The sequence below is a fragment of the Pseudomonas sp. JH-2 genome (assembly GCF_036231725.1).
GTDB lineage: Bacteria > Pseudomonadota > Gammaproteobacteria > Pseudomonadales > Pseudomonadaceae > Pseudomonas > Pseudomonas delhiensis.
Map to the genome: position 1 here is coordinate 1 of NZ_JAZAQP010000070.1, position 25,309 is coordinate 25,309.

Annotated in this window: 20 protein-coding genes, 1 tRNA gene and 1 pseudogene; 11 read left to right on the forward strand and 11 right to left on the reverse strand. The window is 67.8% G+C overall.

Features of this window, described 5'->3' with window-relative positions:
- The 9 genes and pseudogenes from VV867_RS28780 to gacA form a co-directional block, all read right to left on the reverse strand.
- Positions 1 to 674, reverse strand: a pseudogene (locus VV867_RS28780) (acyl-CoA dehydrogenase family protein); the annotation flags it as partial.
- Positions 675 to 732: 58 nt separating this feature from the next.
- The gene (locus tag VV867_RS28785; RefSeq protein ID WP_074979486.1) at positions 733 to 1,986 is read right to left on the reverse strand and encodes a DUF1329 domain-containing protein; all 1,254 of its coding nucleotides are present in this window, start codon (positions 1,984 to 1,986) and stop codon (positions 733 to 735) included.
- A gap of 15 nt (positions 1,987 to 2,001) precedes the next feature.
- Positions 2,002 to 3,537 carry a DUF1302 family protein gene (locus tag VV867_RS28790; protein WP_074979484.1) on the reverse strand — a complete coding sequence of 512 codons (1,536 nt, stop codon included), beginning with the start codon at positions 3,535 to 3,537 and terminating at the stop codon, positions 2,002 to 2,004.
- 55 nt (positions 3,538 to 3,592) lie between these two features.
- Complete coding sequence (locus tag VV867_RS28795; RefSeq protein ID WP_074979482.1) at positions 3,593 to 5,977, reverse strand: efflux RND transporter permease subunit; 2,385 nt, start codon at positions 5,975 to 5,977, stop codon at positions 3,593 to 3,595.
- A complete protein-coding gene (locus VV867_RS28800) occupies positions 5,974 to 6,945 on the reverse strand; it encodes a WD40/YVTN/BNR-like repeat-containing protein (protein WP_074979479.1) in 972 nt (323 codons plus the stop codon). Before VV867_RS28800 ends, VV867_RS28795 begins: the two co-directional genes overlap by 4 nt.
- Before the next feature lie 474 nt (positions 6,946 to 7,419).
- Positions 7,420 to 7,495, reverse strand: a tRNA-Gly gene (locus VV867_RS28805).
- A 65-nt stretch (positions 7,496 to 7,560) separates the two neighbouring features.
- Positions 7,561 to 8,121, reverse strand: a complete 561-nt coding sequence (gene pgsA, locus VV867_RS28810) for a CDP-diacylglycerol--glycerol-3-phosphate 3-phosphatidyltransferase (RefSeq protein ID WP_074979477.1) — start codon at positions 8,119 to 8,121, stop codon at positions 7,561 to 7,563.
- Between the two features lie 34 nt (positions 8,122 to 8,155).
- Positions 8,156 to 9,982, reverse strand: a complete 1,827-nt coding sequence (gene uvrC / locus VV867_RS28815) for an excinuclease ABC subunit UvrC (RefSeq protein WP_328568246.1) — start codon at positions 9,980 to 9,982, stop codon at positions 8,156 to 8,158.
- Positions 9,983 to 10,627: a response regulator transcription factor GacA gene (gene gacA, locus VV867_RS28820; protein ID WP_009619673.1), complete on the reverse strand. Its 645-nt coding sequence runs from the start codon at positions 10,625 to 10,627 to the stop codon at positions 9,983 to 9,985.
- Between the two features lie 542 nt (positions 10,628 to 11,169).
- Here gacA and VV867_RS28825 point away from each other — a divergent pair.
- The 5 genes from VV867_RS28825 to VV867_RS28845 are packed head-to-tail and all read left to right on the forward strand — an operon-like array spanning position 11,170 to position 15,906.
- On the forward strand, positions 11,170 to 11,838 hold the full coding sequence (locus VV867_RS28825) for a GntR family transcriptional regulator (RefSeq protein ID WP_109933845.1): 669 nt from the start codon (positions 11,170 to 11,172) through the stop codon (positions 11,836 to 11,838).
- A 60-nt stretch (positions 11,839 to 11,898) separates the two neighbouring features.
- Positions 11,899 to 12,708 (forward strand): ABC transporter substrate-binding protein, encoded by an 810-nt coding sequence (locus VV867_RS28830; RefSeq protein WP_328568247.1) that lies wholly within the window; start codon positions 11,899 to 11,901, stop codon positions 12,706 to 12,708.
- 16 nt (positions 12,709 to 12,724) lie between these two features.
- A complete protein-coding gene (locus VV867_RS28835; protein ID WP_328568248.1) occupies positions 12,725 to 13,492 on the forward strand; it encodes an amino acid ABC transporter permease in 768 nt (255 codons plus the stop codon).
- A gap of 1 nt (position 13,493) precedes the next feature.
- Positions 13,494 to 14,273 carry an amino acid ABC transporter ATP-binding protein gene (locus tag VV867_RS28840; RefSeq protein ID WP_275629955.1) on the forward strand — a complete coding sequence of 260 codons (780 nt, stop codon included), beginning with the start codon at positions 13,494 to 13,496 and terminating at the stop codon, positions 14,271 to 14,273.
- Positions 14,274 to 14,289: 16 nt separating this feature from the next.
- Entirely contained in the window at positions 14,290 to 15,906 is a 1,617-nt protein-coding gene (locus VV867_RS28845; RefSeq protein ID WP_275629954.1) for a gamma-glutamyltransferase family protein, read from the forward strand.
- A 210-nt stretch (positions 15,907 to 16,116) separates the two neighbouring features.
- Here VV867_RS28845 and VV867_RS28850 read toward each other — a convergent pair whose 3' ends face one another.
- Positions 16,117 to 17,028, reverse strand: a complete 912-nt coding sequence (locus tag VV867_RS28850; RefSeq protein ID WP_328568249.1) for a CobW family GTP-binding protein — start codon at positions 17,026 to 17,028, stop codon at positions 16,117 to 16,119.
- Positions 17,025 to 18,773, reverse strand: coding sequence for an amidohydrolase (locus tag VV867_RS28855; RefSeq protein WP_328568250.1), 1,749 nt, complete (start codon positions 18,771 to 18,773; stop codon positions 17,025 to 17,027). Before VV867_RS28855 ends, VV867_RS28850 begins: the two co-directional genes overlap by 4 nt.
- A gap of 102 nt (positions 18,774 to 18,875) precedes the next feature.
- Here VV867_RS28855 and VV867_RS28860 point away from each other — a divergent pair, with 102 nt between their 5' ends.
- From VV867_RS28860 to VV867_RS28885, 6 genes are all read left to right on the forward strand, one after another.
- Complete coding sequence (locus VV867_RS28860; protein ID WP_109933839.1) at positions 18,876 to 19,919, forward strand: helix-turn-helix transcriptional regulator; 1,044 nt, start codon at positions 18,876 to 18,878, stop codon at positions 19,917 to 19,919.
- Positions 19,920 to 19,923: 4 nt separating this feature from the next.
- Entirely contained in the window at positions 19,924 to 20,856 is a 933-nt protein-coding gene (locus VV867_RS28865; protein WP_089391398.1) for a LysR substrate-binding domain-containing protein, read from the forward strand.
- Between the two features lie 128 nt (positions 20,857 to 20,984).
- Positions 20,985 to 22,070: an ABC transporter ATP-binding protein gene (locus VV867_RS28870; protein ID WP_328568251.1), complete on the forward strand. Its 1,086-nt coding sequence runs from the start codon at positions 20,985 to 20,987 to the stop codon at positions 22,068 to 22,070.
- A gap of 53 nt (positions 22,071 to 22,123) precedes the next feature.
- Positions 22,124 to 23,239, forward strand: coding sequence for an ABC transporter substrate-binding protein (locus VV867_RS28875; RefSeq protein WP_328568252.1), 1,116 nt, complete (start codon positions 22,124 to 22,126; stop codon positions 23,237 to 23,239).
- A 9-nt stretch (positions 23,240 to 23,248) separates the two neighbouring features.
- Positions 23,249 to 24,082 carry an ABC transporter permease gene (locus VV867_RS28880; protein ID WP_328568253.1) on the forward strand — a complete coding sequence of 278 codons (834 nt, stop codon included), beginning with the start codon at positions 23,249 to 23,251 and terminating at the stop codon, positions 24,080 to 24,082.
- Positions 24,083 to 24,086: 4 nt separating this feature from the next.
- Positions 24,087 to 24,902: an ABC transporter permease gene (locus tag VV867_RS28885; protein ID WP_109933835.1), complete on the forward strand. Its 816-nt coding sequence runs from the start codon at positions 24,087 to 24,089 to the stop codon at positions 24,900 to 24,902.
- Positions 24,903 to 25,309 lie beyond the last annotated feature (407 nt).

Genomic DNA, 25,309 nt, shown 5'->3' on the forward strand with positions numbered 1-25,309 from the left:
ACCACGCAGTAACCGCGCTGGGTATCCGGGCCGTTGGGCGTGTCGGCGGCGCAATAGAGCACGCAGAGGTCGGCGATACAGCCGTTGGAGACCCAGGCGGATTTCTGCCCGTTGATCACCAGTTGCCCGTTGCTGACCCGCGCCACGCAGTTGGGCCGGCCATAGCTGCCCTGGGGGTGGAAGACCTGCCGGCTGGCATCCAGCGAGTCGCTGCCATGATCCGGCTCGGTGATGCCCCAGCAGCCGATCAGTTGCTCGGAATATTCATCGAGCACGAACCGGTTGCCCAGCTTGGCCGCCATGTACAGCGGCAACATGCGCGCAGCCGCCGCGATAGCCAGGCCGGCATCGCCCCAGCCGAGTTCCTCGAACAGCAGCGGGAACATCACCGCACGCTGCTCGTCGCTCAGGCTGGCCAGCAGTTCCTGGCTGATGCCGAGCTTGTCGTACTCGGCGAAGAACTCGTACAGGCGCGAGCCCTTGGCCGCCACCTGCTCGGCGCTCAGGCGGTCCAGCTCCTGGCCGATGGGGCGCATGGTCTTGCTGGCGAACTGGCGCAGGCTCTGGCGGAACGCTTCGGACTCCTCGTCCAGCGGCGGCTCGCAGGCCCAGGGGCCGAGCTGTACCTTGGGTTCGGCAGGCCACTGTTGGGGGGGAAGGTTACAGAGGGTCATCGCCTTGGCTCCTATTGTTGTCATGGAGTCGCCGGCCCGGGGGCCGGCGACCCTGCCGTCACTTGCCGGCCGCTTCCAGTTTGCCCAGGGAGAAATCGGACTCCTTGGCGCCCTTGCGGTTGACCACGTAGGTCGAGACGAAGTTGGTCGCGTGCTGGCGCTTGAAGTCGATCTGCTCGCCCTGCACGGGAAGGATCGCCTTGTAGCTGTCCTCGCCGGTGATGGACTGCTGCTGCATGTGGTGGAAGCGCCAGAACTCGCCGTTCTTGTCGTAGATCTCGGACATCAGCGGGCGATTGGCCTGGACGTCGACGTAGAGAATCTTCTTGCCGTACGGGTGGGCATCCGGCGGCGTGCCCTCCAGCACCCAGACCTCGCGGGGCTGCCAGCCCAGCTTGGGGTTCGGGTTCCAGTAGGGCGCGGTGGAGACGTCCAGCCAGGGGAACTGCGCCGCGGGGCCCTGCCCTTCGCTGCCCACGGTATTGGGCGTATCGGTCACGGCGAGGATCCAGCGCTTGCCGACCAGCTTGATGCTCTTGTACCAATTCGGCGGCGAGTCCCAGACGTCGATGTCATCGCCCAGGATGTCCAGCCCCCCTACCGGGTCCATCCAGGCATTGCCGGAGATCCGCCGTACGCGCCGCACCGATTTCACATAGGCCCAGACATCGTCGATCTTGAAGCCATCGGCATAGCGCTTGGTGTAGGTACCGATCCCCTTGATGTCCTGCGGCGCCTCGGCGAACAGCAGGGTGTTCTGCAGCATGAAGTCGTCGCCGATGCTCGCCGGCCCGTTGAGCCGGCCACGGGTATAGAAGCGGTCCAGGCGGTAGCGCTGCACGCGTTCGACGCCGGTCTTCGCATCGATCAGGATGTAGTGGAAGTTCTTCAGTTCCTGGGAGTCGCCCATGGGGCGGCCGTAGATGAAGTTCCAGACGATCTTGTCCCCGGCGTCCGGGTCCTTCTCATCGATCTGCGGGAAAGGCACGCCCTTTTCCCAACCCTTCACCGTGCGGGTGGCCTTGTCGAAAGTCACCTTGCCGGCGTTGTCGGCGCTGGCCTTGAGGTAGGCCGGGTCCAGCGCCACGGGTTTGGAAGCCGCCAGGGTGAGCCCCAGGTTGTAGTTCCTGATCTGCCACTGGACCTTCTCGGTCAGCAGTTCCTTCAGCGGCTTGCCTTCGAAGGTATCGCCCAGCACCTTGTCGAGATTGCTCTTGTCGATGCGGGTGCCAGCCGCCAGTTCCGTGGCCGCGGCCGAGGTGGCCAGGCCGAAGGCCAATGCGAAGGCGGCATACTTGAAAAGTACGTTCATCGTTTTTCACCAGAACTAGAATTGACGGGTCAGACGCAGCACCAGCTGGTCGTGGGTGTCGAAGTAGCCGAACAGCCGGGTGGCGCCGTTGTCTTCCTGGGCGGAGTCGTTGCTGTTGCCCGCGGCGAAGAACAGGTCGGCTTCGGCGCGCAGCCGCCACTTGTCGCCCATGGCGAACTCCACCGCCGGTATCAGGAAGCCACCGTCCCCCGACAGGTCGACGCCGCCGGCCAGCGACGGGTTGATGGTGTCGTTGCGGTAGTTGGCCTGCAGCACGGTGGTGAAGATCGTGGTATCACGCTTCTTCTTGGCGGTGTAGGCGGCCAGCGCAACCAGGTCGTCGTCCTCGGAAAAACCGAGCACCCGGGTGTTGAACAGCTGGGCCGAAAGGAAGGACGGCCGGCTGGTGCCCAGGAAGCGGGACAGGTCCACCGTCTTGTCCATGCGCAGCATGGTGGTGAAGGTGTCCTTGCGCATGAGGCCGCTGAAGCCCGGTGGCAGGCCCGGCGCCAGCGGCTCGCTGCCGTAGTTGAACGCGGCGTCCTGGGTATAGACCAGCTCGGTGGAAAACACGGCATCCGCTGCCGGCACGTAGGTGCTGGCGGTTGCCCCCCAGACGGTGATCTCGGGGTAGATCAGGTCCCCCAGCACGCCCTTGGGCGTGTCGTGGTAGGGGTTGAAGCGCGAGTTGACGACCGGGTCGCCCTGATAGGACTTGAGCCAGGCCAGCGAGTAGTTGACGTCGCCGATGATCCCCGCCCAGCGCAGCCCGCCGGTCACCTTCCGGTTGTCGCCTGCCGAATGCTCGTAGTCGGTGTCGAGCAGCGAGTAGAAATCGGTCCCCCGGTACGGCTGCGGCGCCCAGCGCCCGCCATAGAAGTCCACGCTGTTGCCTATGGCGTTATGCGCATCCAGCCCCGGGCGCAGCAGCACCTGCAGGGAGCCGTCGGCTTCGGGCACCTGGATCGTGGTGTTGACCATGATCAGCGGCTTGCGCAGCTCCTCGTTCTCCGGCTCGAGGAAGGAGCGCCAGCGATAGTCGAAGCCCTGCACGACGTCCATGGCGCGGAAGAAGTCGGTCTCCCCCCAGACCACCTGCTGCTTGCCGACACGGACCTTCACCCGGTCCTTCTCGTAGTCGAAATAGAATTCGCGCAGCTCGGCCCGGTCGTACTGGTCCATGAGGTCGCTGCCGCGGCCGCGGAAGCCGGTGTTGACCATGGAGCGGTTGAGGTCCTGCAGGTCCCGCTGGTAGTCGGTCATCACCTCCTTGTCGACACGGGTGATGGCCTTCCAGCTCAAGGGCCCGGTGACCGCATCGGCATCCAGCAACAGCGACGTCCGCAGCATGGACAGCTTGCCCTTGTCGTCGCCGTGGGTTTCCGGCGCGTCCTTGAGGTTGAAGGAAGTCCAGCCCCTGATGTAGCCCCCCAGGCTGAAGCCGAAATCGTCATTTCCGTAGTCCATCGCCTGCGCCCCGCAGGGCAACATGCTCAAAGGCAGCAGGGCCAGGGCCCAGGACGGTCTCGCAATCGGTCTTCTGGATTGCATTCGATACACCTCTCATTGTTGTTATTGACGGCAGGTAGCAACGAACGTCAGTCGCTCAGCCGCTGGTCTGGATACCCGGGGCGCACCGCTCCTCCTCAAGCGGCGCGGCGAAGATGAACCTGGGCTTGAACACCAGCGCGAGGGCGGGCATGACGAACAGCGATGTGAAGGCGGAAACCATGAGCCAGAGGCCGATCAGCAGCCCCATCTCGGCCTGGAAGCGCAACGAGGAAAGCGTCCACAGCAGAACCCCCGCCGCGAGCGTGAAGGCTGTCAGCAGCACGCCTCTACCGGCCGAGCCGATGGACTGCAGCACGGCCTCCAGCGGCGTCGCATCGGGGCGCTTCTCCAGGAACTCCTTGATCGAGTCGACGATGTAGAAGGCGTAATCGACGCCCAGCCCGATGCCCAGCGCGACCACCGGCAGCGTGCTGATGCTCATGCCGATGCCCTGCCAGGACATGAAGGCGAAGGTGACGACGTTGGAGACCAGCACCGGGATGATGAAGAAGATGCCGCTGACGGAAGAGCGGTAGACCACCAGGCAGCAGACCACGACCACCAGGAAGGCCAGGGCGATGGCCTCGATCTGGTCCCTGAGCAGCACCTCGTTGACCGCGGCGATCACCCCCAGGCTGCCGCCGGCCAGCTTGACGTCGGCCTGCTTCAGCGGATTCCCGGCGATGAATGCCTGGGCATAGTGGATGGCATTGCGCAGGGTTTCGCCCTTGTGGTCACGGAAGAACAGCGTGATGGCGCCATTGCGGAACTGGCGGTCCGCGTACTGCGCCATGTCCTCCGGCGCGGCACCCTGCAGGTAGAAGTTGATCAGCTCGCCGTTCTCGGTCTGCGAAGCGCCCAGCTCGCGGTAACGCGGGTTGCCCTCGTAGAGATTGCGGCGGATGTCCACCACCAGGTCGGCCAGCGAGACGCTTCCGCCTATTTCGGGCTGGCGCTCCATGTAGCGGGAGAAGCGCTGCGCCCAGTCCAGCACCTCGGGCGCCTTCAGGGCGTCCGGCCCATGTCCCTCGATGACCACGAACATCTGCTCGGAGCCCGGGTAGAGGCGATTGACCAGGGCGCTGTCGCGATTGAACGGCGCGTCCTGCCAGAGGATCGGCGAGCCGTCGCTGGCATCGCCGACCTGGATGCGCGAGGCCTCGAACAGCAGCCCGCAGAGCAGCAGCAGGCACACCGGCGCCACCCAGTAGCGGGCCCTGGTCGAAACCAGCAGCGAGGCAGCCCGCAGCACGGCGCGCAGGATGAAATCGAGGTTCAGCGGGTGCACGAAGCCTTGCGGGCGCCGGATCCAGGACAACAGGATCGGCGTCATCACCACCGCCGACACGGCGATGCTCATGACCCACACGGCGCCGATGATCGCCACCTTGTGCAGCAGGGGGATCGGCGTCAGCATCACGCAGAGGATGGCGCCGGCATCGGCGTAGAGCCCGAGCATGCTGGGGCGGAACAGCTCGGCCATGGCCTGCTCGGCGGCGCGCCGCGGGGTCACCTGGCCATCGACGGCGAGGTCGTCGAAACGGGTGATCAGCTGCACCGAATGGGAGAAGGCCCGGGCCGTGATGATGAAGGCCACCACGACCACCAGCGGGTCCCAGTTGTAGCCCAGCAAAGCGCTGATGCCCAGGGCCCAGGTACCCGAGATGGTCCCCGCGATCAGCGGCAGCAGCGTCCCCCGCCAGGTACGGCTGAAGACGAACAGCAGCACCAGCATCGCCCCGAGCGAGAGGAGCGACAGGCCGAGGGTTTCCGGGAGGTAATGGGCGACCCAGCCATAGAGGATCGGCTCCCCCACCAGGTGCAGGCTGACCTGGTCCTTGATCGGCGAGGCATCGAGGATCGCCTGGATCTGCGGGAAGATCGCCTTGTAGTTCACCAGGTGGTCATAGAAGTCCACCTGGATCAGCGTCGAGCCGAAGTCGCGATCGACGAACAGGCCGTAGACCATCGAATTGTTGAGGATCGCCTGGCGCAGGGTGCGCAGCTCGGCCTCGCTGCGCGGGACCTGCTCGCCCATCAGCGGCTGCGTCTCGATGCCCTCGCTGGAGGCCTCCACCCGCTTCAGCTTGCGCGAGGCGATGGAGACGATCTGCTGGGGATTGACGCCCTCGACCTTGCGCAGCGCCAGGGTGATGCGCTGGACCTCGGCGAGGATGTCGCCGCGCAGGATGTCCCCCTGGCGGGCCTCAACCAGGATGGTCACGCGGTTGCCCGCGGCGAAGCTGTCCTTGTAGGCCTGGTGCACCCGCACGTAGGGATGGTCATGGGGCACCATGTCGGCGAAACGCGTCTGGATGTCCAGGCGCGTCAGGCACAGGGCGAAGAACAGGGTGATCAGCGCGACTATCAGGCTCACCGGCCGGCGATGTGCGATCGACCACTCCGCCAGGCGAGATGCAAAGTTCTTCAGCTGGCTCATGGCTGCTCCCCCGACGGCACCGCGGCCAGGCGCCCGGCATCGACCATGGCGAGCTGCCGACCGACCAGCAGGTTGCCGCCGGCGACCGGCAGCACGCGGGTGAAATAGCCCTTGCCCAGGCCCGCCGGCGCGGCGTCCTGCCAGAGCGCGGCGGGATTGCGGCTCTGGAAGAACAACCCATGCTCGCCCACCACGCTCCAGAGTCCGTCCGTCACCGCCACGTCATGCAGATGCTCATGGGTGAAAGGTTCGATGGCGTTCCAGCTATCACCGCCATCGGGGCTGACGTAGACATGCCCGGTGTTGCCCACGGCCACTCCGGTGCGGCCGTTGAAGGCCACGGAGCGAAGGCTCTCGCTGCCGAGTTCGACGGTGCTCCAGGTCATCCCGCCATCGCGGCTGCGCAGCAGGCGGCCAAACTCGGCGGCGATCCAGAGGTCGCCTTCCGCGCCAGGCCGGATGGCGTTGAAGGCCACGTCCTGCTCCTGCCCAAGGCGCTCCCAGGAAGAACCCTCCGGGCTGGAGCGAAACAGCGCGCCCATCTCCCCCACCACCCAGAAACGGCCGGCGATGAACTGCACGTCGAGCAGCTTGTTCCCCACCTCCGCCACCGGCAGGCTCACCTTGCGCCAGTCGCCCCCCGGGGCTTTCACCCAGAGCTCCCCGCCATTGCCCGCGGCCACCACCACCCCATCGGGCGAAACCGCCACCGCCTGCAGGTTGGTCCGCGCGGGGAAGGCTTCGCGGCTCCAGCGGTTGGCTCCCGCCTGCCCATGCAGCACGGCCCCGGCCTGGCCGACCACCCAGAGCGAAGCGGAATCCCCCGCGGCGCCGAAGAACATGTCGCGCCGCTCGACGACCGGCTGGGACAACGCAGCGCCAGTGACATGGGGTTTGACGAACACGGCCGCATAACCGATGCCGGCGATCAGCAGCCACGGGGACAGGCGGGCCAGCCAGGGCAGCAACCCCGTCTGGGCGGAGCCTTGCGCCGAGACATGGGCTGCCGACCTGGGGACGCTCCTGGGACATGGAGCGGCATGATGGATACCTGCGCGGGCGGGCGTAGAGGCAACGGCCGATGCACAGGCATCGGGAGCGGTCTGTGGGCTTCGCATTGGAGCACCTGTCGTTGTTCTTGTGTGAACCGAGCATGGCGCTCCGACGAAACCTGAACGTCCCCCCAGCGCAGGTAGTCGGCGGGGGGGCCGACCCGCAAACCGGCGGGGCATGGCATTCAAGACGCTCTGGAGGTCCCGCCACGACAGGTCTCGAGAAGACCGGCGCAACGGCAAAAAGGGGCTTCACCCGTTAGCCCGACGGCAGGATGAAGACTCAGGAAGGAGGTGCAGGGAAGGTTTTTACGGCGGAACGAAAAAAGGGCCTTTCGGCCCTTTTTTCAGTGACTTGCAAATGCCAGTGGACATCTGCAGGTCGATATTTGGAGCGGGAAACGAGACTCGAACTCGCGACCCCGACCTTGGCAAGGTCGTGCTCTACCAACTGAGCTATTCCCGCGTCGTGTTGACGGGCGCCATTCTATCTTTTTCTGGAGCCTCGTCAACCCTTTGATTCAAAAAAAGTTATTTCTCTTTCGGGGTGGTGCTCAGGTGCGGCCAGGCGGCCAGCAGGTAGTGCAGCATGGACCACAGCGTCAGGGCCGCGGCGACGATCAGCAGCCCGTAGCCCAGCAGCACCCAGAAGGTGAACAGCGGGGCGTTGGCCAGCAGGATCACCAGCGCGGCCATCTGCGCGGCGGTCTTCCACTTGCCCAGGTTGGATACGGCGACGTGGGCGCGGGCGCCCAGTTCGGCCATCCATTCGCGCAGCGCCGAGACCACGATCTCGCGGCCGATGATGATCACCGCCGGCAGCGTCAGCCAGAGGTTGGCGTGCTCTTCCACCAGCAGCACCAGCGCCACCGCCACCATCAGCTTGTCCGCCACCGGGTCGAGGAAGGCGCCGAAGGGCGTGCTCTGCCCCAGCTTGCGCGCCAGATACCCATCCAGCCAGTCGGTCGCCGCGGCCAGGGCGAATACCGCGCTGGAGGCCAGGTGGCTGCCCGGGAACGGCATGTAGAACAGCAGGATGAAGATCGGGATGAGCAGGACGCGGAGCAGAGTGAGCAGATTCGGAATATTCATCGGGACCACTGGCCGGTGAGTTGAGCCCGGCATTCTACTCGCTGTGCAGGGCAGCATAAATCTGCTCGGCCAGCTTTTTGCTGATGCCCGGGGCTTTGGCGATCTCATCGATACTGGCGCGGCCCAGTTCCTGCAACCCACCGAAATGCTTGAGCAGCTCGCGGCGGCGCTTGGGCCCTACCCCCGGCACTTCTTCCAGGCTCGAGGTGCGCCGGGCCTTGCCGCGGCGGGCGCGGTGGCCGGTGATGGCGAAGCGGTGCGATTCGTCGCGGATCTGCTGGATCAGGTGCAGCGCCGGGGAATTCGCCGGCAGGGTGAATTCGTGCTCGGCATCGTTGAGGTAGAGGGTCTCCAGGCCCGGCTTGCGCGTCACGCCCTTGGCCACGCCGAGCAGGATCAGCCCGCTCACCGCCAGCTCCTGGAGCACTTCCCGGGCCATGGCCAACTGGCCCTTGCCGCCGTCCACCAGGAGAATGTCGGGCATCTTGCCCTCCCCCTCCTTCAGGCGGCTGAAGCGCCGCGTCAGGGCCTGGTGCATGGCGGCGTAGTCGTCGCCGCCGGTGATGCCCTCGATGTTGAAGCGCCGGTAGTCGGACTTCAGCGGGCCCTCGGGGCCGAACACCACGCAGGAGGCCACCGTGGCCTCGCCGCTGGAATGGCTGATGTCGAAGCACTCCAGGCGTTGCGGCGGCTCGTCCAGGTCCAGCGCTTCGGCCAGGGCCTCGAAGCGCGCGGCGACGTGCTGGCGGTTGGCCAGGCGCGCGGCCAGGGCCTGTTCGGCGTTGGTGATCGCCAGTTGCTGCCAGCGCGCGCGGGTGCCGCGCACCCGGTGGCTGATCTCCAGTTCGCGGCCGCGGGCGCTGGCGATGGCCTCTACCAGCACCGGGAAGTCCTCGTGCACGGCGTTGACGATCAGCTCGGCCGGCAGCTCGCGCTCGTGGTGGCTCAGGTAGTACTGGCCGAGGAAGGCCAGCAGCACCTCGCTCAGGTCTTCCTCGATGCCCACCTGGGGGAAGAAGTTCTTGCTGCCCAGCACCCGCCCGCCGCGCACGCTGATCAGGTGCACGCAGGCGCCGCCGGGGTTGACCATGGCGGCGATGACGTCGACGTCGCCGTTGCCGCCCTCCATGCTCTGCTGGTCCTGCACGCGGCGCAGGATGGCGACCTGGTCGCGCAGCTCGGCGGCGCGCTCGAAGTCCAGGCGCATCGCCGCCTGCTCCATGTCGCTGCTCAGCTCGTCGGCCAGCTGGTTGCTGCGGCCTTCGAGGAACATCACCGAGTGGCGCACGTCCTCGGCGTACTCCTCGGGGCTGACCAGGCCGACGCAGGGACCCTTGCAGCGCTTGATCTGGTACTGCAGGCAGGGCCGGGTGCGGTTGCGGAAGTAACTGTCCTCGCACTGCCGCACCAGGAAGGCCTTCTGCAGCAGGGCCAGGCTCTCGCGGATGGCGCCGGCGCTCGGGTAGGGCCCGAAGTAGCGGCCCTTGGCCTTCTTGGCGCCGCGGTGCAGGGCCAGGCGCGGGTATTCGTCCTCGCTCGACAGGTAGACGTAGGGGTAGGACTTGTCGTCGCGCAGGAGGATGTTGTACGGCGGCCGCCACTCCTTGATCAGCGTCTGCTCCAGCAGCAGCGCCTCGGTCTCGTTGGCGGTGATGGTGGTCTCGACCTGGGCGATGCGCGCCACCAGGGCGGCGGTCTTGGGCGCCAGGCCGGTCTTGCGGAAATAGCTGGCCAGGCGCTTCTTGAGGTTCTTCGCCTTGCCGACGTAGAGCAGCTTGGCGTCCGCATCGAACATGCGGTAGACGCCGGGGCGGCCGCTGCAGGTGGCGAGGTAGGCTGCCGAATCGAACACCGCGCTCATCTAGTTGCTGGCATCCACCATGCCGTGGCGCACCGCCAGCAGCGCCAGCTCGACGTCGCTGGTGATGGAGAGCTTCTCGTAGATGCGGTAGCGGTAGGTGTTCACCGTCTTGGGCGACAGGCAGAGCTTGTCGGAGATGCTCTGCACCTTGTGGCAGTTGGCGATCATCAGGGCGATCTGGATCTCGCGCTCGGACAGCGAGTCGAACGGCGAGCCGCCCTTCTCCGGCTCGAAGGACTTCAGCGCCAGGCTCTGGGCGATCTGCGGGCTGATGTAGCGCTGCCCGGCGAAGACCTGGCGGATGGCCTGGACCATCTCCTCCAGGGCCGCGCCCTTGGTCAGGTAGCCGGAGGCGCCGGCCTGCATGAGGCGCGTGGGGAACGGGTCTTCCTCGCAGACGGTCACGGCCAGGACGCGCACGTCCGGCTGGCTGCGCATCAGCTTGCGGGTGGCTTCGAGGCCGCCGATGCCGGGCATCTTCACGTCCATCAGGACGACGTCGGGCTTGAGCTCGCGGGCCAGCCGCAGGGCGTCCTCGCCGGACTCCGCCTGCCCCACCACCTGCAGGCCCTCGATGTCGGCCAGCATGCGGGTAATTCCGGTGCGCACCAGATCGTGGTCATCGACCACCAGCACCTTGATCACACAGCACCTCATGCATAAAGAGTGGAACCGGGCGCTGTGCGAGCGCCATCGAATCCGCGAACCTTAACAGAAAGCGATGCCCTGACCTAGCTTGGAACACAGCCGTCAAATTGCAAGCGCCAGCGAACCAGCGAACGCCCCCTGGGCGCCCGCGCCAAGCTCACCAGGCCGCCAGCGAAGCGTCAAGGGTGGGCATCACGGCCATTCTTTCGGCTGAGACCGACGGTCGCGGGTATGCGACGGCGCGAAGGCCGTGGGCCATGCATCGACGCCCGCCGATACCGCCGCGACACGACCGCCCGGGCCCCGCCCCGACGAACGTCCCCGCCGCGTTACCAAAAGTGCCCGCCACGCACCAGCATGACGCACGCCGCGGCCAGGAAGTTACCTTTCGATGCTCCACCGGCAGCCTGCCGCCCTCCCCCATTCCCCCCGAATTCCCGGCAGATCAAATACTTGCACCTCGAACAGCCGTCCTGGCACGGCATCTGCTTGATTGCATGCATGGATAATTGGATACAGAAATCCAAAAGGAGCGCCCCATGCGCCTGGTACCCAACTACGACCGCCAACCCGTCACCGCCGAGGAAGAGGCCTACAGCTACCTGCTGGACGCCATCTGCAAGGGCCAGTACCGCACCGGCGACCGGCTGATCGCCGAAGACATCGCCAACGACATCGGCATGAGCCGCATGCCGGTGCGCGAGGCCTTCCGCCGCCTGGCCGCCGAAGGCCTGGTAACGCTGCGGCCAAACCGCGGGGCCATCGTCAGCGGGCTGAACATCGAGGAAATGCGCGAAGTCTTCGAGATGCGCAGCGCCCTGGAAGGCCTGGCCATCCGCCTCGCGGTGCCGAAGCTGGGCGAACGCCAGCTGGCGCGCCTGGAACGCCTGCTGGACGAGATGGACGACTACCGCGACGACAGCGCCGAGTGGGTGAGCCGCCACCGCGTCTTCCACGAATACCTCTGCAGCCTGGCCGAGCGCCCGCGCCTGCTGCGCCAGATAAACGCGCTGTACTCGGTGATCGAGCCACACATGCGCCTGTGGCTGCAGCACGTCGACAAGCCGATGAGCGCCCGCGAGGAGCACGCGGTGATCCTCGACGCCCTGCGCAGCGGCGACGCCCGCGAAGCCGAGCGCGTGCTCTGCGAGCACATCGAGGGCACGGTGCCCTCGCTGCTGAAGTTCCTCGAAGCGACGGGCGCCTGAGACCCGGCCTTCGCCTGTCCCGTTGAACTGCCACGGCAACCCCACCCACTGGAGCTGAACATGTTCGTACGCAGGATTCCGCAGTGCCTTCTCGCCCTCTGCCTCACCGCCCCGCTGGCCCACGCCGACGCGGTGAAGATCCCCGACCGCCTGCAGGCCGCCGACAAGGTGGTGTTCTGCGGTGGCATGGACTCCCCGCCCATGGGCTTCTACGACGCCTCGCAGAAGCTCACCGGGGTGACCGTCGACCTCGGCGAGGCCATCGCCAAGCGCCTGGGCGACAAGCGCATCGAATGGCGGGTGACGCCCTTCTCCGGGCTGATCCCGGCGCTGCTGGCCAGGCAGTGCGACATGCTGGTGGACCAGCTGTTCGACAAGCCCGAGCGGCGCGAAGTGATCGACATGGTCAACTACATGTACTCCAGCCAGGCCGTGGTGGTCGCCAAGGGCAACCCCAAGGGCATCCATACCCTGGACGACCTGTCCGGGAAGAAGGTGGCGGTGCTCAACGGCTCGACCATCCGCACCCTGCTCGATGCCCATAACGAGAAGCTGAAGCAGGCCGGCAAGGCGCCGCTGAAGGTCATCGTCTACAACACCGACACCGACGCCTTCCAGGCCCTGCGTATCCAGCAGGCCGACGCCTACGGCACGACCGTGGAAACCGCCGGCTACTACCAGGGCATGGCCCCGGACCTGTTCGAGATCGGCGTGCCGGCCTTCGCCCGCATCCTCACCGGGCTGGGCATCCGCAAGGACGACCAGCAGTTGAGCGCAGCGGTGCAGCAGATCATCGACGACATGCAGGCCGACGGCAGCTACCAGGCGCTGCTCGCCAAGTGGCACATCGAAGGCGACAAGCTCGACTGAGCCGAGGTAAGCGACCATGAATTTCAGTTGGGACGTGTTCTGGCAATACCTGCTCAAGCCGAGCGACATCTACCTGTACGGCCTCTGGCTGACCTGCGTGATCGCCGTCAGCGCCATGCTCCTGGGCTGCGTGCTGGGCCTGCTGGCGGCGCTGCTGCGGCTGTCGTCCAACCCGCTGCTGCAATACCCGGTGCGCTTCTACGTGTGGCTGATGCGCGGCACGCCGCTGCTGGTGCAGATCGTCTTCCTCTACACCGCGCTGGCCGCCGGCGGGCTGTTCCGCTTCGAGGACATCGACCTGGGGCTGTTCATCCTGCCCGGCAACATCCAGGCGGCGATCATCGCCCTGGGCCTCAACGAAGGCGCCTACATGGCCGAGATCATCCGCGCCGGCATCGGCGCGGTGGACAAGGGCCAGTACGAGGCCGGGCGCTCGCTGGGCATGACCTTCGCCAAGCTGATGCGGCGCATCGTCCTGCCCCAGGCCTTCCGCGTCATCGTTCCGCCGCTGGGCAACGAGTTCAACGTGATGCTGAAGAACACCACCCTGGTCAGCGTGATCGGCGTGCAGGAACTGCTGCTGAGCACCCAGATGGTCACCTCGGCGACCTTCCGGGTGTTCGAGCTGTACCTGGTGGTGGCCATCTACTTCCTGCTGCTGACCACCCTCTGGGGCTTCTTCCAGCGCTGGCTGGAGAAGCGCTTCGGGCGGTCCGAGGGCCACGCCCCGGCGCCGAGCCGGATGTTCGGCCAGCAGGCCATGAAACTGCTGAGGGGGCGTTGAGATGATCCCGACCGCGAAAGACGTGGTGATCCAGGCCCGCGACGTGCACAAGGCCTTCGGCCCGCTGGAAATCCTCAAGGGCGTGTCGCTGGACGTGCACCGGGGCGAGGTGGTGGTGCTGATCGGCGCCTCCGGCTCGGGCAAGACCACCTTCATCCGCTGTATCAACCTGCTGGAGGACATCCAGGGCGGCAGCATCCGCGTCAACGGCGCGCTGATGGGCTACCGCGAGCGCGCCGACGGCAAGCTGGTGCGCGACTCGGAGAGCAACATCGCCCGCCGCCGCCGCGACATCGGCATGGTGTTCCAGCGCTTCAACCTGTTCCCGCACATGACCGTGCTGGAGAACATCATCGAGGCGCCGACCCAGGTGCTCGGCCTCCCCCGCGGCGAAGCCATCGAACTGGCCCGCCGGCTGCTCGCCCGGGTGCGCCTGGCGGACAAGGCCGAGCACTACCCGGCGCAGCTCTCAGGCGGCCAGCAGCAGCGCGTGGCCATCGCCCGCGCCCTGGCGATGAAGCCCCAGGCGATGCTGTTCGACGAACCCACCAGCGCGCTGGACCCGGAAACCGTGGGCGAGGTGCTGCAGGTGATGAAGGAGCTGGCCGAGGAAGGCATGACCATGGTGGTGGTCACCCACGAGATGGGCTTCGCCCGCGAAGTGGCCGACCGCGTGGTGGTGCTGCACCAGGGCGAGCTGATCGAAGAAGGCCCGCCGGCCCAGGTGTTCGGCAACCCCCACCACCCGCGCACGCGGGAATTCCTCAGCCGCGTACTCTGATTCAAGGACGCCCTCCATGCTGCGTTTCTCCGCCCACGAATACCCCTATGCCTCCCAGCGCCAGAGCGTCTTCGCCCGCAACGGCATGGTCGCCGCCTCGCAGCCGCTGGCCGCCGAGGCCGGCATCGCCATGCTGCGCGCCGGCGGCAACGCCATCGACGCTGCCATCGCCACCGCGGCGGCGCTGACGGTGGTCGAGCCCACCGGCTGCGCCATCGGCGGCGATGCCTTCGCCCTGGTCTGGGTCAAGGACAAGCTGCACGGCCTGGACGCCAGCGGCCATGCCCCGGCCTCGCTGAGCATCGACGCGGTGAAGGCCGCCGGCCACGCGAAGATGCCGGTGCACGGCTGGCTGCCGGTCACGGTGCCGGGCATTCCCTCGGCCTGGGCCGCGCTGTCCGAGCGCTTCGGCAAGCTGCCCTTCGCCGACCTGCTGCAACCGGCCATCGCCCTGGCCCGCGACGGCTTCCCGGTGTCGCCGGTGGTGGCCCACCAGTGGGAAATCGCCCGCCGCGAATACCAGGCCAGCCGCGAGCGCGAACCGGCCCTGGAAGCCTGGTTCACCACCTTCCTGGTCGACGGCGAGGCGCCGCGGGCCGGCCAGCTGTTCCGCAACCCGGCCCAGGCGCGGACCCTCGCCGAACTGGCCGAGACGAAGTGCGAAAGCTTCTACCGCGGCGCCATCGCCCGGCGCCTGGCCGCCCATGCCGCCGCCAGCGGCGGCCACCTGGGCGCGGCGGACCTGGCCGGCTACCGGCCGAAGTGGGTCGAGCCGATCAAGACCAACTACCGCGGCTACGACGTCTGGGAAATCCCGCCCAGCGGCCAGGGCCTGATCGCCCTGATGACGCTGAACATCCTCCAGGGCTTCGACTTCGACCAGCGCGACAGCCAGCTCACCTGGCACCGCCAGCTGGAAGCGATGAAGAAGGCCTACGCCGACGGCCTGCACTACATCACCGACCCCGAGCACATGCGCGTGGCCTGCGCCGACCTGCTCGGCGCCGACTACGCCGCCCGCCGCCGCCAGGAGATCGGCGAGCGCGCGCAGCCACCGCGCCACGGCGACCCGCACGCCAGCGGCACGGTGTACATCGCCGCCGCCGACGGCGAAGGCAACATGGTCTCCTTCATCCAGAGCGCCTACCACGGCTTCGGCTCCGGCGTGGTGCTGCCGGACAGCGGCATCGCCCTGCAGAACCGCGGCTCGGAATTCAGCCTCGACCCCGACCACGCCAACGCCCTGGCCCCGGGCAAGCAGACCTTCCACACCATCATCCCCGGCTTCCTCAGCAAGGACGGCGTGGCGGTCGGCCCCTTCGGCGTGATGGGCGGCTACATGCAGCCGCAAGGCCATGTGCAGATGGTGATGAACCTGGTGGACTTCGGCCTCAACCCGCAAGCGGCGCTGGACGCCCCGCGCTGGCAATGGCTGGGCGGTATGAAGGTGGGCATCGAGCAGACCGCCCCGCGCGACCTGGCCTTCGCCCTCGCCCGCCGCGGCCACGAGGTGCAGGTGGCCTGCGACCTGACCGACTACGGCCGCGGCCAGATCATCGTCCGCGACCCCGTCACCGGCGTGCTCTGCGGCGGCACCGAACCACGGGCGGATTCGCATATCGCGGTGTGCTGAGCCGCCCCGCTCCTATGGGGTGGGAAAGCCGTGTCTCACGGCAACTGTAGGAGCGGATCTCATCCGCGAATCGCGCCGGAACGTCCGGTTATCGCGGACGGAGTCCGCTCCTACAGGGTGACACTATCCATCTTCCCCGTCGGCCAATCACCGCGTAGGGCGCATAACGCCTACGGCGTTATCCGCCGCCCCCCCAGGGCCCGCAACGGCTCAGGCCGCCAGGCACTGCTCCAGGCCGGCCTCCAGCCTTTCGCGCAGCCCGACATCGGCGCTGGCGATGAACACCAGGCAGTTCTCCCCCTCCTGCGCCTGCGCCGCCAGGAACTGGCTGCGGCCGCCCACGTACTGCAGCCACAACGGCTGTTCGCGGCCGCGGACCTGGACGCGGCCCTTGAGGCGGAACAGGCCCTCCGGCAACTGCTCGAGCCAGGCGCGCAGGCGCTGCGGATCGAGCTGTCCGGCGTGGCGCCAGGTCCAGCTGTCGAACAGCTCGCCGTGGTTCTGCCTGCCCACCGCCTGCAGGCGCTGCGGGCGTGCGTCCGGGCGTTCGCCGTAGAGCAGCTCGTCGGGAATCTGCGCCTGCACCGTCTGCAGCATCCGCCGCGGCTCGCCGAAGCGCTGGCGCAGGGCCTGCAGTTGTTCCGGCGTGGCGATGTCGGCCTTGTTCAGCAGCAGCAGGTCGGCCGCGGCCGCCTGGCGCCTTTCCAGTTGCGCGTATTCGCCTTCCAGCGGCTGGCTGCGGGCGGCGTCCACCAGGGTGACCAGCGCATCCAGGTGCATGTGCCTGCGCAGTTGCGGGTAGCCCAGGGCCTGGACGATCGGCTGCGGGTCGGCCACGCCGCTGCATTCGATGACGATGCGTTCCACCGGCGGCTGGACCTGGGCCAGGCGGCCGAGCTGGGCCAGCAGGTCGTCCTGCATGGTGCAGCACAGGCAGCCGTTCTGCAGGGCGTACACCGCGTCGCTCTGCTCGGCGATCATCTCGGCGTCCACGTTCAGCTCGCCGAAGTCGTTGACGATCAGCGCCAGGCGCTGCCCGGCGCATTGCCGCACCAGGCGGCGCAGCAGGGTGGTCTTGCCGGCGCCGAGGAAGCCGGCGACCACGGTCACCGGGATGCTCATCGGTCGTCCCCCATCACCTGCGGCACCTCGCCCTGCCAGACCGCCTGCAGCGGGCCGTTGGCGAAGGTGCCCTGGCGGTCGTACACCGGGCGGCCCTCGACGAAGGTCTGCTCGACCTGGGTGCGGTGGATGTAGCCGCGCGGCGGCTGGGCGAAAAGGTCGCGGTCGAGGACGATGAAGTCCGCCGACTTGCCGGCCTCGATGCTCCCGGTCAGCGCCTCCAGGCCCATGGCGTGGGCGCCGTTGAGGGTCGCCACCTTCAGCGCCTGCTCCAGGCCGATGGGCTCGCCGAAGCAGGCAGGGTCGTCGTTCCAGGGGTTCTGCCGGGTGACCATGGTCTCCAGGGCCAGCCAGGGGTCGATGGAGGCCACCGGCCAGTCGGTGCCCATCACCGCGATGCCGCCGGCGGCCAGCACGCCCTTGTAGTCGTAGATGCGCTTCAGCCGCTCGGCGCCGTAGCCGGAGCGCGCGCCGCTGGCGAAGGGCGTGGGGTACCAGGCCGCCGGGGAGAACTCGGCGATCACCTCCAGCTCGCGGAAGCGCCTGAGGTTGCCCGGATGCAGGATAGTGCTGTGCGCGCACTGGTGGCGGATGCCGCTGAAGCCGTTGCGCCGGCGCGCCTCGGCCACGGCGTCGAGGAACACGTCGGAGGCGCCGTCGCCGGTGCAGTGGGCGATGACGCGGATGCCGCGGCGGTCCATGTCCACCACCATGTCGGTGATGTGCTCGGGGGTCAGGTTGAGCTTGCCGCGCCAGCTGTCCTCGCCCGGCCAGGGGCTGATGAGGAAGGACGAGCGCGGTTCCACGGTGCCGTCGAAGTGGAACTTCACCGCGTTGGCCGACAGCCGCGCACTGCGGTAGTAGTGGCGCTCGCCGCCGAGCAGTTCCCAGCGCCGGCGCACCGGGAAGATGTCGTCCTGCCAGCTGATGGCCGCTTCCACCCGCAGGGTCAGCTGGCCGGCGTCGTCCAGTTCCTTGAGCGCCTGCAGGCGGCGCTCGCAGACGTGCACGTACTTGCTGGCGGTCACGCCGCGGGCGCTCTGGAAATGCACGCCGTCGCGGTAGGCGCGGCGCAGCACCTCGATGGGCGTCGGCGGCATGGCGGCGTGGATCAGCGCGTAGGCGCCGTCGATCAGCAGGCCGTTGGGCTCGCCGGTCAGCTCGTCGCGCTCCAGGTAGCCGTTGCGCGGGTCGGGGGTGCTGGCGTCGATGCCGGCCAGCGCCAGGGCGCGGGAGTTGGCCATCATGGTCCCCCACATGCGGTCGAGCAGCGCCACCGGGCGGTCCGGCAGCACGCTGTCGAGCCACTCGCGGCCCGGCTTCAGCCCGGCCTCGCGGAAGGTGTAGCGCACCCAGTACTGGCCATAGACCCAGCCGTCGCCGGGGTGACTGTCGGCGTAGGCGCGGATGGCCGCGGCCAGCTGCTCGGGGCTCGGGTCCTCGATGCCGACGTCGAGGTCGTCGGCGTAGCGCGGCGCCAGGGCCAGGTCCGGGTGGGTGTGCATGTCGTGCAGGCCGGGCATGCAGAAGGCCCCGCCGAGGTCGTGCTGCAGGGTCCGCGGCCCCACCAGGTGCTCCAGCGCCTCGGCACGGCCGACGGCGAGGAAGCGGCCGTCGCGGATGGCCACGGCCTCGGCCCAGGGCTGCGCCGGGTCGAGGGTGTAGAAGCGGCCGTTGCGCAGCAGCAGGTCGGCGTGGCGGTTGGCAGGCGAATGGGACGAACGGAAAGTATCGGGCGCCGTCATCTCGGTGCTCCCTTGTTGTTTTGCGCCGAGTATAGGGAGCTGCCAGCGACCACGGACTAGCATAAGATGACAACTCGCTAGCCTCAGATAACAACAACATCCATGCCCGACCAGCAGTCCGAGATCGACTACGCCGCGCGCCAGCTGTACCAGCGCTTCCTCGAGGAATGGCAGGCCCGCCCGCACCTGCCGCCCCTGGCGCCGCTGCTCGCCGGCCTGGGCGTGCCGGCCGCCGAGGCCGCCGCCGGCATGACCTTCGCCCGCTACTACCGCCTGCTGCGCCAGGCCGCCGGGCTGCTCGGCGCCAGCGACTTCTTCCTGCGCCTGGGCCAGCGCTACAACCTGTTCGACCTCGGGGTGATCGGCTACGCGCTGATCAGCGCGGCCAACCTGCGACGCTCCTGGGACATCTCCCTGGGCCAGCCCTCCAGCCTGCTGCCCCACCCCATCCACGTGGCCCGCGAGGAACACGGCGAGCACCTGGTGCTGGCCCTGCAGGCGCCGCCCTACAGCCCGATGGAAAGCCAGGCGCTGCTGGAGGAATGGTTCAGCAGCACCTGGCGCTGGCTGTGCCAGCGCCTGCCGGAGCTGGCCGAGTGCGACGGCATGCAGGTGCGCCTGCCGTTCGCCGCGCCGGCCCATGCCGCGCTCTATGGCGAAATCTTCCCCGGCCGCGTGGAATTCGCCACCAGCCGCGCCGAACTGCGCATCCCCAGGGCCTTCCACGACCGCCCCTTCTCCACCTCCAACCCCTCGGTGCTGCGCCTGTGCCAGGCCCAGGGCGCGGCCACCCTGGCCAGTTTCGAGAGCGGCGAGGCGCTGCCCGACGACCTGCGCTTCTACCTGCTGCAGAACGCCCGCGTGCCGCTGCCGGACCTGGAGCAGGCCGCCGCGCACTTCCGCCTGCCGCCGCACACCCTGCAGCGGCGCCTGCGCGCCCACGGCCTGACCTTCAAGGGCGTGGTCTACGAGGTGCGCATGGCCCTGGCCGAGCGCTACCTGCTGGCCAGCCACATGAGCCTGCAGGAGATCGCCTTCCTGCTCGGCTACGAACACGTCACCAGCTTCCACCGTGCCTTCCTGCGCCATGCCGGGACCACCCCGGAAGGCTTCCGCCAGCGGCGCGCGCAAGCGCGCCAGGAGTGACCCCATGCGTTTCCCCTCGATGACCGCCCTGCGCGTGCTCGACGCCGTCGCCCGCCTGGGCAGCCTGTCCGCCGCGGCCAGCGAGCTGAGCCTCACCCGCAGCGCGGTGAGCCACCAGTTGCACAGCCTGGAGGACTGCCTGGGCACCGCGCTGATCGAGAAGGCCGGGCGCGGCATCGTGCTGACCTACCGCGGCGAATACTTCGCCCGCGAGACCCAGCGCGCCCTGGCCATCCTCAACGAGGCGCGGCGCTTCACCGACGCCCAGGAGATCGCCGGGCGCCTGTGCGTGAGCTGCACCCCGGGCTTCGCCACCTACTGGCTGTGCCACCAGATCGGCCAGTTCCAGCGCGCCCACCCGCAGGTGGAGCTGAACCTGGTGGCGCCGCGCATCCCCGACGACGTCAGCAACCGCGACGTCGACCTGTTCATCGCCTACGGCGTGGGCGACTGGCCGGACCTGCACGTGGAGCTGATCGCCACCCTCGACACCTTCCCGGTGTGCAGCCCCTCGCTGCTCAACGCCGCCGGCGGCCTGGACTCGCCCGAGGACCTGGCCAACCTGCCGCTGCTGCACATGGTCGACCACTCCGACTGGCTGCTGTGGGCAGCGGCCGCCGGGGTGCGCGACCTCAACGTGCGCAACGGCATCGTCTTCTCCGACGCGCACCTGGTGCAGTCGGCGGCCATCGCCGGCCAGGGCGTGGCCATGGGCGACGCCCTGGTCAGCGGCGACGCCATGGCCAAGGGGCAACTGGTGCGGCTGTTCAACGTCTCCATCGAGCCGCCGAACCGCTACTACTTCGTCACCGACGCGGCCAAGACCGAACGCCCCGACGTGCAGGCCTTCAAGGCCTGGATGAAAGCCGAGCTGCGGCTGTCCGAGCAATTCCGCAAGGGCAGCCGCGGTGGCGTGATAGGTGAAGGAAACAGGTGAAGGAATTTGAACAATGACGGCGAAAAAACGCGATTGAAGCGAAGAAGGATTTGACAATACTGCGCAAAAGGGCCGCTGACCGACCAGTCGGCCCACTCGTACAAGAACAAGAAACGAGGTAAAGCGCAGTGGAGCGACAGCCCCAGCTTCGTGCCATCCAGATCGGCAAGCGTTACGGCGATTTCCGAGCCCTGGACGAGGTGTCCATCGATATCCAGCAAGGCGAATTCCTCACCCTGCTCGGCCCTTCCGGTTCCGGCAAGACCACCTTCCTGATGATCCTCGCCGGCTTCCAGGACCCGTCCAGCGGGCGCCTCGAGGCCCAGGGCGGCGACATCACCCGGCGCCCGGCGGAAAAACGCAACTTCGGCATGGTGTTCCAGGGCTACGCCCTGTTCCCGCACATGAGCATCGAGGACAACGTCGCCTTCCCGCTGAAGATCCGCGGCGTGAAGGCCGAGGAACGCAACCGCCGGGTGCGGCGCATGCTCGAGGTGGTCGGCCTCGGCGAGCACCTGGGCAAGCGCCCCGGCGAGCTGTCCGGCGGCCAGCAGCAGCGCGTGGCCATCGCCCGCGCCCTGGTGTTCGAGCCGGACATGCTGCTGCTCGACGAACCGCTCTCGGCGCTGGACAAGAACCTGCGCGAGCAGCTGCAGCAGGAACTGCAGCGCATCCACCGCCAGGTCGGCACCACCTTCGTGTTCGTCACCCACGACCAGAACGAAGCCCTCGCCCTGTCCACCCGCATCGCCATCTTCAACCGCGGCCGCATCGCCCAGATCGACACCCCGCAGACCATCTACAACCAGCCCAGCAACCGCTTCGTCGCCGAATTCCTCGGCAAGATGAACCTGTTCCCGCTGAGCCAGGTGGGCCGCGCCGGCGCCCTCGCCCGCGGGCGCTTCGGCGACGCCGAGCTGCACGCCGAACCCTCGGCCGCACTGGACGCCGCCGCGCCGCTGCTAGCGGTGCGCCCGGAGCACATGCAGCTGCACAGCACGCTGCCCAGCGTCGCAGGGCACAACGTGGTGCAGGCGGTGCTCACCGCCAAGACCTACCAGGGCGCCAGCACAGAGCTGGGCCTGGCCACCGCCGCCGAAGGCGCCTTGCCCATGAGCCTGGCGGTGCATGCCGACCACCAGGCCGCGCGCCTGGACCAGGGCTCCCGCGTCTGGCTGAGCTGGCCGATCGAGAAGAGCCTGCTGCTCGCCTGACCCGGGCCCCGCGCCCATCCCCTTTCGCTATTCCCCTGCCTGGGAGCCGCCACATGTTCAACCCGCATCAGCAAGACTGCATCGAAGTCCTCATGGAAAAGGCCCGTCGCGGCCAGGTCGACCGCCGCACCTTCCTCAAGGGCATGGGCCTGCTGGCCGCCCTGCCCCTGGCGCTGCGCAGCGGCGTCAGCTTCGCCGCCGGCGACAAGCCGCTGGTGGTGGTGAACTGGGGCGGCGACGCCATCAAGGCATTCGGCAAGGCCTGGACCGAGGGCTTCTCCAAGGCCACCGGCATCCCGGTGAAGATCGACGGCAGCGGCCCCACCGAGGGCGCCATCCGCACCCAGATGAGCAGCGGCCGGGTGAGCTGGGACGTGGTCGACGCGGAAAGCTCCATCCTGCAGAACCTGGGCAGGGAAAACCTGGTCGAGCCCATCGACTACAGCATCGTGTCGAAGGACAAGGTGCTGCCCGGCTTCGCCTACGAATACGGCATCGCCGACTACATGCTCAGCTACGTGATCGCCTACGACAGCGAGCGCTTCGGCGACAAGGCGCCGAAGACCTGGAAGGACTTCTGGGACGTGGAGGCCTTCCCCGGCAAGCGCACCCTGTACAAGTGGATGAACGGCATGCTGGAAGCCGCGCTGCTGGCCGACGGCGTGCCGGCGAACCAGCTCTACCCGCTGGACGTGCCGCGCGCGCTGAAGAAGATCGACGAACTCAAGCCGCACATCCTGGCCTTCTGGGGCTCGGGCGCCGAGACCCAGCAGCTGCTGATCGAGGGCGAAGTGAGCATGGGCGCGATCTGGAACACCCGCGCCCAGGTGATCACCGAGGACAGCGAAGGGCGCATCAAGTGGACCTTCGACAACGCCCTGCTCGGTTGCAGCAACTGGGGCGTGCTCAAGGGCAACCCGGCGGGCAAGGACGCGGCCATGCGCTTCATCGCCTACGCCCAGGACCCGCAATCGCAGGTGGAGCTGTTCAAGCTGTTCGGCAACGGCCCGGCCAACCCCGCCGCCGCCTCGCTCATCCCGGCCGACCGCAGGCACCTGAACTGCACCGATCCGGACAACCTGCCACGGCAGATCATGCTCAGCCACGAGTGGTACACCGACCACTATGCGGTGGCCCTGGAGCAGTACCTGACCCACGTGTCCAAGTGAGATAAGCCAATGGCCGAGAACCCCTCGCGGCTGAAGCTGGCCTTCCTGCTGGCGCCGCTGCCGCTGGTGCTGCTGCTGTTCTACGTGCTGCCCTTCGCCGGGGTGGTGGGCTGGAGCTTCAGCCTGCCCACTCCGGGCATCGAGCAGTACCAGCGCATCGCCAGCGACCCGGCGATCCACGACGTGCTCTGGCGCACCTTCCGCCTGTGCACCACGGTGAGCGTGGTGTCGCTGCTGATCGCCTACCTGATGGCCTACTACTGGGTGTACAGCTCGCCGTTCTGGCAGCGCATGGTGGAAATCTGCGTGTTCATCCCGTTCTGGCTGTCGGTGCTGGTGCGCGCCTTCGGCTGGCTGATCGCGCTGCGCAGCAACGGCCTGCTCAACGGCTGGTTGCAGGCGCTGGGGATCACCAGCGAGCCGCTGCAGCTGACGCGCAACGAACTGGGCGTGGTGATCGGCATGGTCCACTTCATGGTGCCCTTCGCGCTCTTCCCGCTGGTGTCCACCATGCGCCGCCTCGACCCGCGCGTGCTGCTGGCCGCCCGCGGCCTGGGCGCCGGGCAGCTGCGTACCTTCTGGAGCATCTTCGTGCCGCAGACGGTGCCCGGCATCCTCGGCGCCTTCATCATCGTCTTCGTGTTCTGCCTGGGCTTCTTCATCACCCCGGCGATCCTCGGCGGCGGGCAGACGGTGATGGTGGCCGAGTACGTCTACCTGCAGATGTTCCAGACCAGCAACTGGGGCCTGGGCGCGGCGCTCAGCGTGGTGCTCCTGGCCCTGGTGGCCGGGCTGATCTGGGCGCTGCTGCGCATGACCCGCGTCGATAAACTGGTGGGCTGACGAGATGAACGCACACGAAAGCAAGGCGCCAAGCCGCCTGCTCGCCGCGATGGCGATGATCTTCATGCTGTTCCCGCTGCTGGCGGTGATCCCGGTGTCCTTCACCGGCAAGCGCTTCCTCTCGATGCCCGACGGCAACTGGTCGCTGCGCCACTACAAGGCGCTGCTGGACAGCCCCGAGTGGCTCTCGGCGGTGGGCCAGAGCCTGGTGGTGGCCAGCGCCACCTGCGTGGTCGCCACCGCCCTGGCGGTGAGCTTCGCCCTGGGCATCTGGTACCTGCGCTCGCGCTGGGCGACCCTGCTGATCGGCCTGGTGCTGCTGCCCATGGCGATCCCACCGATGATCTCGGCGATGGTCCTGTACTTCATGGAAACCACCGTCAGCAAGTTCGCCCCGGGCCTGGGCTACGACACCCTGTTCGGCCTGACCATCGCCCACATCGTGATGGTGGTGCCCTACGGCGTGGTGACCATGCTGGTGGCGCTGAGCCAACTGGACCGGCGTATCGAACTGGCCGCGCGCAACCTCGGCGCCAGCCTGGCGCAGACCACCTTCCTGGTGGTGCTGCCGAACCTCAAGCTGGGCGTGGCCAGCACCGCGCTGCTGTGCTTCGCGCTGAGCTGGGAAGAGATCGCCGTGACCCTGTTCGTCACCAGCACCGAGGTCAACACCCTGCCGCGGCAGATCTGGTCCGGCCTGCGCGACAACATCGACCCGGCGGTGGCGGCCATCTCGGTGCTGCTGATCGCCCTCACCCTCATCGCCCTGCTCGGCCGCATGCTGGCCAGCCGCGCCGCCGCAAGACCGGCCGGGCACTGAGCAGCCAAGCCGGCGGCGTTGTCCGGGGGATTGTCGGCGCCCCGGACAGCGCCGCCGGCCTGGTTCACCTACAGGCACCACGGGGCCGCTTTTCGTAGGAGCGAGCTTGCTCGCGAAGGGGGCTTGCCGGTAGCTGCTGTGTTTGTGGTGGAGACCGTCCCCTCTCCCCAGCCCTCTCCCTGAAGGGAGAGGGGGCTTGTTCGTGCCGAGAGAAAGAATGGTTTCAGCCGGAAACCTTCAGTGCTACCGGCTAACTCCAGAACACCCAACTCTGCCCAACGGTCCCCTCTCCCTTCAGGGCGGGGCGCGCAGCCGAGGGTTAGGGAGAGGTGAACCGGTCAAGAAATTTTGGACACCGCTTTAGGTTCATGCTGCTGCCTTGAGCTTTTCCTCCATGGCTACCGGGG